We start from the raw sequence: 11879 nt of genomic DNA, 5'->3' as shown, positions 1-11879 counted from the left end.
CGCGCCTAAGGACGTGCTTGACGCCCGATTTTTGGCATTCCGTTGAGTTTGTTCTGATGTGCGGCCATCCAGTCCAACGTCTTTTCAAATGGCATGGGCTTGCCAATTCCAAACCCCTGCACGTGGTCGCAACCCAATTGCGCCATCAGGGCATGCTCGCCTTGTGTCTCGACCCCCTCGGCCAGGGTTTCGACATTCAGTCGCTCCGCCATGGTCAAAATCGCGCTGACCAACTGCTGCTGGCTTGCGTCCCGATCCGCTTTTGCCACGAAGGACCGATCGATTTTAATGCGTGAGACGTCAAAGCGCTTGATCGACGCAATGGACGCGTGGCCGGTGCCGAAATCATCGAGGTCAATGCAGCAACCGAGCTTGGACATGCTTATCACGTTGCGGGTGATAACGTCATCGGGCCGTCTGGAAAACACTGTTTCAAGAATCTCGACGGTCAATCTGTCGGGCGTCAGGTCATTTTGATCCAGCTCCCATTTCAGACGGTCGATCAACACCGGGTCGCGCAGTTCTTCTGATGAGAAATTCACGCCAATCCGGGGCACGACTACACCGGCACGGTTCCACTGGTGCATGGCGGCGAAAGCGTGATGGCGCATCACCTGGCCCAAGCGTTCCATCAGATCGGCTTGTTCGGCAAAAGGCAGGAAAACCTGCGGTCCCAACACGCCTTTCTGCGGGTGTTCCCAACGGGCAAGCGCCTCGAACCCGGTAACGTGGCCGGTGTCGGTGGAAATCTGCGGCTGAAACCAAGGGCGGATTTCGCCGCTATCCAAGGCCGCAATAAACTCATTGCGCAGGTTGGCGCGCACGCGAGCCCGCCGCTGCGTTTCAGATGAAAAGGCGCGGATGGTTGCAGGGCCGTTTCTTTGCGCTTCGGCCAAGGCCGCGTTGGCGGCATCGATCCGCTCGGCAAAGGTGATGTCGGGCAAAGTGGATTGCAGACAAAACCCGATTGAACATGACATGTAAACGCTGGTGCCATTCAGCATGATTGGCTCATCGACGGCGGCCTGAATGCGCCCCGACATCTGAATGCAAGCCTCCAGATCCAGATTCTGCGCGGCGCGCAGGCCGATTGCAATCTTGCCTTGGTCCAGACCTGCGGCAATGTCATGTGAGCGGATGACAGAGAGAACGCGGTCGCGGAACTGGTCCGCCATCAGGTTTCCGGCCGCATTGCCGTGCAGATCAAGACACTCAGAAAACCCGTCCAATTCGACAACCATGCAGGCAGCTTCGTGACCGGTGCGTTGGTTTTCCGCGAACAGCGTTTCCATCTCGGCGGCAAATCTATCGAGAGACATGAGGCCGTTATCATCTTTTTCCCGGTTGCTGGCCTTGTGCGCGGTTGAAACCGCGGCAAACACAAGCGGTAGGGTAAGTGCCACGACAACCAATGCCCGCTCACCACCAATCCAATACGCGGCCAGACTGATCGCAGGCGCGAAGGCCAAGGCGGGCGGGCCGCTTAGCACGATGGCAAGAGAGTCAAAAATTCTGCTGACTGAGATATGTTTCCACATCGGATCTTCGAGCCTCTACCTTGCGTTTGAAACGCTCAGGTCGACCCTAGGAAACCAATCTGAGTCACTCGTTAACGGAGCTGAGGAATTTTGTCCGAATTTTCGTCATTTTTATTCGGTTTGAGCGCAAGATTTTGAAAATCAAACAATTTTGGGTCCAAAAGATGCGACGGACGCGCGTTTGTCAGGGCCCGGAACATCACTTGACGGCGTCCGGGGCTGTTCTTTTCCCACTGGTCCAAAATCTGTTTGACCTGCTGACGTTGCAACCCATCCTGACTGCCGCAGAGGTCGCAGGGGATAATCGGATAATTCATCGAGGTCGCGAATTTCTCGCAATCGGCCTCAGCAACATGGGCGAGGGGGCGGAAGACGAACAAATCGCCTTCTTCGTTCACCAGCTTGGGCGGCATGGTGGCCAAACGCCCGCCGTGGAACAGGTTCATGAAGAACGTCTCGAGGATATCGTCGCGGTGATGGCCTAGTACGACGGCCGAGCATCCCTCTTCCCGCGCAATGCGGTACAGGTTGCCTCGACGCAGGCGCGAGCACAGGGCGCAAAAGGTACGGCCTTGTGGAACCTTGTCCATGACTATGGAGTAGGTGTCCTGATACTCGATGCGATGCGGAACACCCATGCGTTCCAGAAACTCGGGCAGGACGGTGGCCGGAAATCCGGGTTGACCCTGATCCAGATTGCAAGCCAGCAAATCAACGGGCAGCAGACCGCGCCATTTCAGTTCGTACAGAATCGCCAGCAGGGTATAGCTGTCCTTGCCGCCCGAAAGACAGACCAGCCAGCGGGGTGGTTTGCCGTCCTTGTCATGCGCGGAAGCGTTCACCATCCCGTACTGCTCGATGGCTTCTCGGGTCTGGCGAACGATGCGTTTGCGTAGCTTTTTGAACTCGGTGGTCGAGGGCGCGCCAGCAAAGAGCGGGTGGATATCGTCAGCTTCGTCAAACATGCGCAGCCCCTACAGCAGTTGAGGCAACCGGACAAGGGGCCGGGTCAGCCCAGGCGCGCCAGCAAGGCGTCCGTATCCAGCCCGGACACGGATCCGGGGATGCGGCCGCAGTTGCCGGACAGGCGCATTGCAATGAACCCGTCGGCAACAGCGGCGGGCGCATGGCGCAGCAGTTGAGAGGCTGTCAGCAAGTGTGCTGTGTTCTCAGCAAACCAACGCGCCTCGCCTTCCGGGGGAATTCCGGGCCACCGTTCGCGATGTGCTTTTAAGGCCGCGTCGTAACCTCGGTCGCTGCCCGCGGCCGAATCCAGTTCAGCCTGCAGGACCTCAGCGGCCAGTGTATCGCGGGACAGGGTGCGTAGAATATCGAGGCAGATCACGTTTCCCGACCCTTCCCAAATGCCGTTCAGGGGCGCTTCGCGATAAAGTAGGGGCAGGGGCGTGTCTTCGACATAGCCCATGCCGCCCAGTACCTCCATCGCTTCGACCACAACCATCAGGCACCGCTTGTTGTTCAGGAACTTGGCCAAGGCGACACTGATGCGGGCAAAGGCCCTATCCTCGGGCGATTGGCTGTCGAACGCCTGCGCGACGCGCATACCCAAAGTCAGGGCACCTTCCCAATCCAACACGAGATCAGCCAGCACAGCGCGCATCAAGGGCTGATCAATCAACCGGCGCTGAAAGGCGCTGCGGTGAGTGACCCAATGATGCGCCTCGGTGAGTGCTGCGCGCATCAGGCCTGCCGGGGCCACGGCCGTGTCCAGCCGGGTGTGATGGACCATCTCGATAATTGTCCGAACACCTGCGCCTTCGTCGCCTAATTGATAAGCCAAGGCATCGTGATATTCGATTTCGGACGAAGCGTTGGATTTGTTCCCCAGCTTGTCTTTTAGTCGCATCAGGTGAATGGCGTTGCGTTCACCGTCCAGCCAGCGGGGGACGAGGAAACAGGTCAGCCCGCCCGGCGCTTGCGCAAGGGTCAGAAATCCGTCCGACATGGGGGCCGAGCAGAACCATTTATGCCCGCGCAGACGCCAGTGCTCTCCGTCCCGGGTGGCGATGGTGGTATTGGGGCGCACGTCCGAACCGCCCTGTTTTTCGGTCATTGCCATGCCCAGAGTGGCGCTGGGCTTTTGTTCGACCGGTTTCGTCGTCGGATCATAGCTGCGCGCCATGAGCTTTGGCTGCCAGACCGAGGCGATCTGTTCATTTGCGGCAAGAGCCGGGATTGCCGCGTAGGTCATGGTCAATGGGCAGCAATGGCCCGGCTCAACCTGACTGGCCAGATATATCATCGCGGCGTGGGTTGTGTGGCCGCCGGGCTGACCGTCCCAGGCCAAGGCCGCATAGCCTGCAGATTGGCTGATCTGCATCATCTCATGATAGGCGGGGTGAAACTGTACCTCGTCCAGGCGCCTACCGCCCTGATCGAACAATCGCAATTCGGGGAGGTGCCGATTAGCCTCACGCCCCAGCTCGCGGGTTTTCACCCGTCCCAACGTTTCACCATAAGTCGCCAGCGGTGCTTCGCGACCGCCCGTGAAATGCACGGCGTTTTGCAGGGCGGGATCTGACGACCAGAGGTTAGAATCCCAGCGCACAGGTGGCTGATTCAATACGTCATGTGTCGGCAGGGAATGGCGGGCGTCGGATGTCATCTGAACCTCGGGCAGTACGGATCCAAGTGTTCAGCGCATGTCCGAATGGGTCAAGTCTGACGGAGGGTCATAAAGATCAGCTGTCGTCTTCCTTGGGGCTTGGCACGGGATCGTACCCATCGCCGCCCCAGGGATGGCATCGGCCAATCCGCCGTGCCGCCAGCCAGCTTCCCTTGATGGCCCCATGCTTTTCCAGTGCTTCCAGCGCATAGGCCGAGCAGGTGGGCTGGTATCGGCAATTGAAGCCAACCCAGGGGCTGAAGACCAGTCGATAGGCCCTGACAGGCAGAGCCACGATATGAGAGAAGAGGGTCATTTCCGCCCGCTGTGCACTTTACGAAGCGCATAGCGCAGATCGTCCAGAAGTGCCTCATAGGGTCGCGCGGCTGTGGTTTCGGCCCGGCCGATCAGGACGTAATCCCACCCGTCATGGCCATTGACGGGCAGAACAGCCCGCGCGGCCTCGCGCAATCTGCGCTTAGCGCGGTTGCGAGCAACGGCATTGCCGACTTTCTTGGAGCAGGTAAAACCAACCCGAATTCCTGCTGCTTCATCCGGGGTACGTTTGCGAGCCTGCACCATCATCGAGGAGGTGCCCTGCCTGCGGGCACGCGCTGCCTTAAGGAAATCAGATCGTTTCCTGAGAACGGTCAAAGTTTCAGGCGCGCAAACGGACGCCGCCGGGGGCGTTTCCCCGGGCTGGTTCTTACCATCCACGAGGGGCCTCCGGCGGCGTCATGTTCATAACCTGATCGGTGAGCGGTTTACGCGCTCAGCGACTTGCGGCCGCGTGCGCGGCGCGAGTTCAGGATTTTGCGGCCGGCCTTAGTGGCCATGCGCGCGCGGAAACCGTGGCGGCGTTTGCGAACCAGGTTCGAAGGCTGATAGGTGCGTTTCATCGCTCCGTCTCCAATCTATGCGGTCGGGTGCAGCGCGGATTCGCCTGCCCGTGGTGTTCGAAGCCCGTCCTCTACTGGGTAGTGGGGGGTAAGTCAAACCCCAAGGTGGGGGTTTTCGTGGCTTTTGCAACAATTCTGTAATCGGGTCGGGCAAAAGGTTTCAAAACAGCGGGATTATCGCCCCAAACCCTCACATTCCCTACCAAAAACATCAAGGCAGCGTGAGCCCCCTGTTGCGTAGGGCGCAAGCAGCGCATGTTGGGGTCAGAATGAAACGTAACAAACCGGACAGCCTCATGAGCGAAACGACTCAGGCACCGCGCAACGGGTTAGCGCGGCATATTCCATTGCTGGTGATTCTCGCCGTTACTGCGGTGGGATTCTTTACACTGGGCGACTACCTGACTTTTGAGACCCTGCGCGACAATCGTGAGGCGTTATTGGCCTGGCGCGACGCCAACTACTGGGCGATGGCGGCAGCTTTTGTTGGCATTTACATTGTCATCGTCGCGTTTTCGCTGCCGGGTGCCGCAGTGGCGTCAATGACTGGCGGGTTTCTTTTCGGCCTGTTCGCCGGAACCGTGTTCAACGTGTTTGCTGCAACCATCGGAGCCTCTGCAATCTTTCTGGCGGCACGCTGGGGGTTGGGCGAATCCCTGACCAAACGGCTTGAGTCCTCGGAAGGGACGATCAAAAAGCTGAAAGACGGGCTACGCGAGAATGAGATCTCGGTGCTGTTTCTATTGCGTCTTGTTCCCGTTGTGCCGTTTTTTGTGGCCAACCTGGTGCCTGCGCTGGTTGGCGTGAGGTTCCGCAATTTCCTGATCACCACCGCGCTGGGCATTATCCCGGGCGGAATCGTCTACACATGGATCGGCGTCGGGCTGGGTGGGGTGTTCGACCGGGGCGAAACACCTGATGTATCGCTGTTATGGGAACCATTTGTGATTGGCCCGATCATCGGCTTGTGTGTGCTGGCCACGCTGCCAATTGTCATCAAATCCCTGCGTGGCCGAAAGGACCGCTGAAATCATGCAAGAATTGAAAACCGACATCCTGGTGATTGGCGCCGGGTCCGGGGGGCTGTCAGTCGCTGCGGGCGCCAGCCAGATGGGGGCTGATGTGATCCTGCTGGAAGGTCACAAGATGGGTGGCGATTGCCTCAACTTCGGCTGTGTCCCGTCCAAGGCCCTTATTGCAAGCGGCAAGGCCGCTTACGGTCAGGCACATTCTACCGCGCTGGGCGTGGCTGACGTGATTCCCCAGGTCGACTACGCCGCCGCCAAGGACCACGTTCACGATGTTATCGCTCAGATTGAGCCGATGGACAGTCAGGAACGGTTCGAGGGCTTTGGCGTGAAGGTGATCCGGGAATTCGGCAGCTTCGTCTCTGCGACCCAAGTGCAGGCGGGCGACAACCTGATCACAGCACGGCGCGTGGTGATCGCGACGGGTTCTTCGCCGTTGGTGCCGCCGATTCCAGGGTTGGATCAGGTGCCGTTCTATACCAACGAGACGATCTTTGACCTGCGCGACAAGCCCGAACATCTTCTGATCATCGGTGGCGGCCCGATTGGGATGGAGATGGCGCAAGCGCATGTCCGACTGGGCTGTAAGGTCACGGTTGTCGAAGGCCTACAGGCGCTGGGCAAGGATGACCCCGAGGCCGCCGCGGTCGTTCTGGACAGCTTGCGCGCCGAAGGCGTGGATATCCATCAAGAGGCTATGGTCGCCCAGATCCGCGACAACAAAGGGGCCATAGAAATTGTGACCGAGGCGGGTGAGATCTATTCGGGGTCTCATCTGTTGCTGGCCGCAGGACGAAAAGCCAACACGGACCGTTTGAACCTAAAGGCTGCCGGAATTGAACCATCCCGCAGCGGGATCAAGGTCGATGACGCGCTGCGCACAACGAATCGCAAAGTTTACGCCATTGGCGACGTCGCTGGTGGTCTTCAATTCACTCATGTCGCTGGATATCACGCAGGGATCATCATCCGTTCTGCGTTGTTTGGCCTACCCTCGAAGGCAAAAACCGCACATATCCCTTGGGCGACCTACACCGACCCGGAATTGGCGCAGGTAGGCCTGACCGAGGCTCAGGCCCGCGAACACCATGGTGACAACGTCGAAATTGCGCGCTTTGACTATCACCATAACGACCGGGCAATTTCTGAGCGTAAAACCAAAGGGTTCATCAAGGTCATGGTCGTAAAGGGCCGGCCTGTGGGGGCTACAATCGTGGGGCATCATGCCGGAGAACTGATCAACTTGTGGTCGCTTGCGTTGGCCAATAACCTGAAGATGGGGCAGATCGCCGCGATGGTTTCGCCCTATCCGACGATCGGAGAGCTTAACAAACGGGTGGCGGGTGCCTATTTCTCGCCAAGGCTGTTTGAGAATCAGATGGTTAAACAAGTGGTCAGGTTCGTCCAGCGCTGGATGCCCTAACCAAGAAGGGAGAGCAGATTGAATTCGCTGTCGGGCCGATTTCTGATCCTGACGACGGTCTTCGTGATGTTGGCCGAGATTTTGATCTTTGTTCCTTCGATCGCACGCTTTCGCGAAGACTTTCTGCTGAACCGGCTTGAGCGCGCGCAGATCGCGTCATTGGCGTTGTTGGCTGACGATATGCTGGCCGAAGACCTTGAGGCCGAACTGCTGGCCAACGCGGGTGTCTATAACGTCGTGCTGCGTCGCGATGAGGTGCGCCAGCTTATGCTGTCATCGCCCATCCCGGAACAAATCACCAGGACATACGATCTGCGAGACGCAGGGCCCTGGGTGTTGATGCGCGACGCGCTGGCGCGATTGTTCACCACTGAGAACGAAGTTATCCGCGTAATTGGCGAACCCGTCAAAGGGGCAGGTCTGCTGATTGAAGTCACCATAGACAGCATGCCGCTGCGAATGGCGATGACCGACTATGGCCTGCGCATTCTGGGGCTGTCCTTCGTAATTTCCATCATCACCGCGTTCTTTTTGTTTTTGGCCGTGCGCGTCGTTCTGGTGAAACCGATCAAAAGTGTTGTTGGCTATATGCAGCGCTATGCGGGGGCACCCGAAGACGCACGAGGAATCATCTCGCCCAACTCCAAAGTGACGGAACTTCGCGAGGCCGAGGAAGCGTTGCAGCAATTGCAGACCGAGCTGACGCAGGCCTTGAAGCAACGTGAACGGCTGGCGCAACTGGGCGGCGCGGTGGCCAAGGTCAGCCACGATTTGCGGAACATATTGACTTCGGCACAGCTCTTCACCGACCGGATTGAGACCAGCGATGATCCCTTGGTGCGGCGTATGGCGCCCAAGCTGGTGAACTCGATCACACGTGCGGTGTCGTTATGCGAAAGCACGTTGGCCTTCGGACGCGCAGAAGAACCTGCGCCGACACTGACTATGGTGCACATGCATGATGTTGCCGCCGATGTTGTTGCCAGCGAACAGCTGGCTGTTGCGGATGCCTGCGTCGAGATCGTGAACGACGTGCCCAAAGACCTTGTGGCCCGGGCAGACCCAGAGCAGATATTCCGTGTCATGATGAACCTTGTGCGCAATGCGCGTCAGGCCTTGGTGGCCTCCGGGAAGCCGGGAAACATCACGATCGCCGGCTGCGAATATAAAGACGACTGGTGCGTCGAGATCAGGGATGACGGCCCCGGATTACCGCCCAAAGCACGTGAGAACCTGTTCACTCCATTTCAGGGAGGGGTGCGTAAGGGAGGCTCTGGGCTGGGGCTTGCCATCTCGCAGGAGCTGGTGCGTGGGCATGGCGGAGACCTGATACTGGCGCATACCGGGCCCGAGGGGACAACCTTTGAAATCAGGCTTCCGCGGGGCGATGGGACTTTTTGAAAACTTTTTGAAGAATCAACTTGCGTGTCCCGAACACCGGGTCTAAATACCGCCTCACCAACGCGGACCGATAGCTCAGCTGGATAGAGTACTTGACTACGAATCAAGGGGTCGGGGGTTCGAATCCTCCTCGGTCCGCCACTAAATCCCTTGAAAAATTCTATAAATTTCAATTATTTAGCTGAAGAACCTATGTCTCTCTTGGTGTGTCATTTTTGGTGACAATGCTAGAATCCCTGTCATTTCAGCCTATTTCGAGGGATTTCGGCTGACAAAAGGGGGGACAGGGGGGTGGCAAATTTAGATGTTTTTCAGTACGCCGCACCCTGAACTGCCCGATGTAGACCGCAAAGCGTTCATAGTGACACTTGCAGAGTATGGACAAGATCTCGAAGCGACTATTCAGCTGAAGAGCCATGCTAGTCGCTTTGAGCACTGAGCCGCCGTTGCTCCAGTCCAAGGTGACTGCAAACGCAGCATGATGGTTCGGCCCAAACCGGTCATTCAGTATCGTTCTGTCGTTGCATCGCGACGTCCGTCAAAAGGTCCTTTAACTCAGGCAAAGCCTGTGGCCGCTAGTCGACAGAGTGTGGTGAAGTATCGGCACCATATAGACTGCGCACGTTCGCCAAGTGCGATGTGACTTTCGGAAACCCAAGGCGAATGCAGATGTACAATTCTTATGATGAAAAAGGCGACGAGCTCGACGCCAAATACTCTGTTGAATCTTTAAGAGGCGGTTTCGATTTGATCATCGAGTCTCGGGGCGGCTCCACTGGCGGGCGCCCGCCTCGAAATACTGACTATGCCCGAGCTTTAGTATTGCATCTCCGCCGAATGGCAGAGTTCGGTATGGTGCTGGACGATCTTCAAGTTGCCAGCTCTGATGCGATGCGGCTGCCGGAGAAAAAGCGCAAAATTCAACCAAAAGGCTACACGCTGCCACTCGAACTCTCGACAGTGTCAGACTTCGACGAGCTCCGACTGGCCATTGGACGGGTCACTGGTGAGCATGAGACAAAGTCAAAAAAGGGAGGCAATCGGACAAAGAGACTGAGGTTGCGGATGCGTTGGACTGATGCGTCCAGCATGTCGGCGGACTCAATAGCTACCATGTTGGCCCAATCAGATTCTTCAGAAGAACCCACGGGAGACCCGAAAGAACTGTCCGAGCGGGTCGAGCGCGCACGTAATCGAATTCGCTCAAAAAAGGCGGCTCCGCCAAAGGGCCAAGAGAAGGTTCCAAGAACTACTGCTGCCTCTGACCGATATATTCGCGATCCGAAAGTCATAGCTTGGGTGCTGGAGGAAGCGGCTGGTAATTGTGAAAACTGCGGCTCTCCCGCGCCCTTCAAACGTATCGACGGCGAAGGGTTCTTAGAAGTGCATCACGTTAGACCGCTCGGTGAAGGCGGCCCAGACATAATCGAAAATGCGGCAGCCTGCTGCCCAAATTGTCACCGGCGGTTACATCATGATTCAGCAAAAAATCGCATCCGTCGCAAGTTAATCGCATCTATCAATCGACTTAAGGACTTCCCGGTTAAAATTTAGCTTCGGAGCCTTCACGGGATTTAACGCAGCCATCGGCACTAATCAGACTTTGGTTGAAAAATCGCACGCTGCAACTCAACTTTCCCTGAAGCGGACATTGGTGACGAGGCGAAGTGTCGAAGTCATTCAGTTTAGGTTTTAATTGCCTACAACAGACGTCAAACTACGAGATCGAGTGGTAGGTCAGATATGTCCCTGAGACGTTTACCGTCGATCATTGTTTCCACTAGTTCGAGCGTTTCACGTTCTTGATCACGAAGGACCTCAACCAACTCGTTCAGCGCAAAGTGATAGACGCAATCGATGTCCCCCGTACCTAACGCGATGGCAGCAATTCTTGATGGCACGGGTTCGGCCGTGATCGCAGCGATGTGCGGAAGACGACCCTTACGATTCCGCACGAGGTTCAGGGCCTCTGAACGTGTGTTCTGAACGCGGTCGGAACGGATAGTCAGCTTGCAACTCACTGATGCGTGTAGAGCCTGATGTTGTTACTTCCAACGTCATCTCTGCCCGAGCTGTGGCCTGAGTGATTAAACTCAGCAATAGCATGAACAGCACGACGTAAATCCGCGAGTAGTGTTTTTGTGCCATTGAATAGACTCCGGGTCAGGTAAACTGGGTTATAACTATTGGTCCCCCACGGTCATCAGAGCATTGGCATAGGCAACTATACCAAAGTATAGTTCTGTCATGTTTTGGCCTGATTTTTGGTTGTGAATGCGTTCAGCGTAAGGACACTGTGGACATGCCTAATATCCTCTTAGCTGACGACCATGATCTGGTCCGCGACACAATCGCGGCCTATCTGGAAACCGTAGACGACTTCAAAGTTCAAACCGCTGCCAATTTGGAAGAAGCGTTGGAATTGATGGGCGGTCTGGATGCCATCGATCTGCTGATCCTCGATTATCACATGCCGGGAATGGACGGCTTGAATGGCCTCAATCGCGCCCGTCAGGCCTTTCCTGCGACTAAGGTTGCACTGATGTCAGGTGTCGCTAACCGGGAGGTTGCCAACAAGGCAATGGAGAACGGTGCAAACGGGTTTATTCCCAAGTCGTTGAAAGCCGTGTCGCTGGTCAACGCCATCAAGTTTGTACTGTCAGGCGAACGGTATTTTCCCTTTGATTTCGGACAGGCAGATGAGCCAGTGGAGTCATCTGGCGTTTTTGCCACCCTGTCTGGCCGGGAGATGCAGACGCTGGAACAGCTCTGCATCGGCCTTTCCAACAAGGAAATTGCCCGAAATTTAGGAATCCAAGAGGTTACGGTAAAGCTGCATGTAAAAAACGTGCTGGCAAAACTGGGCGTTTCCAATCGAACGCAAGCCGCGCTACTGGCGAAAGAGAAGCAGTTGTTCTAAACGGCGGAACAAACGCCACAACAGGTTTTATCGTTTCTGTTTCA

The 11879-nt window shown here is 56.8% G+C and carries 10 protein-coding genes, 1 tRNA gene and 2 pseudogenes; 6 read left to right on the top strand and 7 right to left on the bottom strand.

What is annotated here, in order from left to right:
* Positions 1–5: 5 nt before the first annotated feature.
* From DS906_RS17940 to rpmH, 6 genes and pseudogenes are all read right to left on the bottom strand, one after another.
* Positions 6–1538 (bottom strand): bifunctional diguanylate cyclase/phosphodiesterase, encoded by a 1533-nt coding sequence (locus tag DS906_RS17940; protein ID WP_113791459.1) that lies wholly within the window; start codon positions 1536–1538, stop codon positions 6–8.
* A 71-nt stretch (positions 1539–1609) separates the two neighbouring features.
* Positions 1610–2503: a tRNA 2-thiocytidine(32) synthetase TtcA gene (gene ttcA, locus DS906_RS17935; RefSeq protein ID WP_113791458.1), complete on the bottom strand. Its 894-nt coding sequence runs from the start codon at positions 2501–2503 to the stop codon at positions 1610–1612.
* A 44-nt stretch (positions 2504–2547) separates the two neighbouring features.
* Positions 2548–4164, bottom strand: coding sequence for an acyl-CoA dehydrogenase family protein (locus DS906_RS17930; RefSeq protein ID WP_113791457.1), 1617 nt, complete (start codon positions 4162–4164; stop codon positions 2548–2550).
* Between the two features lie 76 nt (positions 4165–4240).
* Positions 4241–4480 carry a membrane protein insertion efficiency factor YidD gene (yidD, locus tag DS906_RS17925; RefSeq protein WP_113791456.1) on the bottom strand — a complete coding sequence of 80 codons (240 nt, stop codon included), beginning with the start codon at positions 4478–4480 and terminating at the stop codon, positions 4241–4243.
* A pseudogene (gene rnpA / locus DS906_RS17920) lies at positions 4477–4903 on the bottom strand (ribonuclease P protein component). Before rnpA ends, yidD begins: the two are co-directional and overlap by 4 nt.
* A 25-nt stretch (positions 4904–4928) precedes the next feature.
* Entirely contained in the window at positions 4929–5063 is a 135-nt protein-coding gene (gene rpmH / locus DS906_RS17915) for a 50S ribosomal protein L34 (protein ID WP_005632162.1), read from the bottom strand.
* Between the two features lie 296 nt (positions 5064–5359).
* Here rpmH and DS906_RS17910 point away from each other — a divergent pair, with 296 nt between their 5' ends.
* From DS906_RS17910 to DS906_RS17890, 5 genes are all read left to right on the top strand, one after another.
* Positions 5360–6091, top strand: a complete 732-nt coding sequence (locus DS906_RS17910) for a TVP38/TMEM64 family protein (RefSeq protein WP_113791455.1) — start codon at positions 5360–5362, stop codon at positions 6089–6091.
* A gap of 4 nt (positions 6092–6095) precedes the next feature.
* The gene (locus DS906_RS17905; protein ID WP_113791507.1) at positions 6096–7514 is read left to right on the top strand and encodes an NAD(P)/FAD-dependent oxidoreductase; all 1419 of its coding nucleotides are present in this window, start codon (positions 6096–6098) and stop codon (positions 7512–7514) included.
* A gap of 18 nt (positions 7515–7532) precedes the next feature.
* Entirely contained in the window at positions 7533–8915 is a 1383-nt protein-coding gene (locus DS906_RS17900; RefSeq protein ID WP_113791454.1) for a HAMP domain-containing sensor histidine kinase, read from the top strand.
* A gap of 64 nt (positions 8916–8979) precedes the next feature.
* A tRNA-Arg gene (locus tag DS906_RS17895) sits at positions 8980–9056 on the top strand.
* 522 nt (positions 9057–9578) lie between these two features.
* Positions 9579–10469, top strand: coding sequence for an HNH endonuclease signature motif containing protein (locus DS906_RS17890; protein WP_113791453.1), 891 nt, complete (start codon positions 9579–9581; stop codon positions 10467–10469).
* A 158-nt stretch (positions 10470–10627) separates the two neighbouring features.
* Here DS906_RS17890 and DS906_RS17885 read toward each other — a convergent pair.
* A pseudogene (locus DS906_RS17885) lies at positions 10628–10939 on the bottom strand (NgoMIV family type II restriction endonuclease); the annotation flags it as partial.
* A 278-nt stretch (positions 10940–11217) separates the two neighbouring features.
* Between DS906_RS17885 and DS906_RS17880 the strand changes: the two are divergent.
* Positions 11218–11835, top strand: a complete 618-nt coding sequence (locus DS906_RS17880) for a response regulator transcription factor (protein ID WP_113791451.1) — start codon at positions 11218–11220, stop codon at positions 11833–11835.
* Positions 11836–11879: the final 44 nt, after the last annotated feature.

It is taken from the genome of Ruegeria sp. A3M17 (assembly GCF_003318255.1).
Classification (GTDB): domain Bacteria; phylum Pseudomonadota; class Alphaproteobacteria; order Rhodobacterales; family Rhodobacteraceae; genus Ruegeria.
Note: the sequence above shows the minus strand (reverse complement) of the source record. Positions and strands in the feature narration are given on the sequence as shown.

Bases quoted from the DNA above. Each gene is read 5' to 3' on its own strand.
- DS906_RS17930 (WP_113791457.1), bottom strand. From the start codon at position 4,164: ATGACATCCGACGCCCGCCATTCCCTGCCGACACATGACGTATTGAAT.
- ttcA (WP_113791458.1), bottom strand. From the start codon at position 2,503: ATGTTTGACGAAGCTGACGATATCCACCCGCTCTTTGCTGGCGCGCCC.
- DS906_RS17910 (WP_113791455.1), top strand. From the start codon at position 5,360: ATGAGCGAAACGACTCAGGCACCGCGCAACGGGTTAGCGCGGCATATT.
- DS906_RS17890 (WP_113791453.1), top strand. From the start codon at position 9,579: ATGCAGATGTACAATTCTTATGATGAAAAAGGCGACGAGCTCGACGCC.
- DS906_RS17940 (WP_113791459.1), bottom strand. From the start codon at position 1,538: ATGTGGAAACATATCTCAGTCAGCAGAATTTTTGACTCTCTTGCCATC.
- rpmH (WP_005632162.1), bottom strand. From the start codon at position 5,063: ATGAAACGCACCTATCAGCCTTCGAACCTGGTTCGCAAACGCCGCCAC.
- yidD (WP_113791456.1), bottom strand. From the start codon at position 4,480: ATGACCCTCTTCTCTCATATCGTGGCTCTGCCTGTCAGGGCCTATCGA.
- DS906_RS17905 (WP_113791507.1), top strand. From the start codon at position 6,096: ATGCAAGAATTGAAAACCGACATCCTGGTGATTGGCGCCGGGTCCGGG.
- DS906_RS17880 (WP_113791451.1), top strand. From the start codon at position 11,218: ATGCCTAATATCCTCTTAGCTGACGACCATGATCTGGTCCGCGACACA.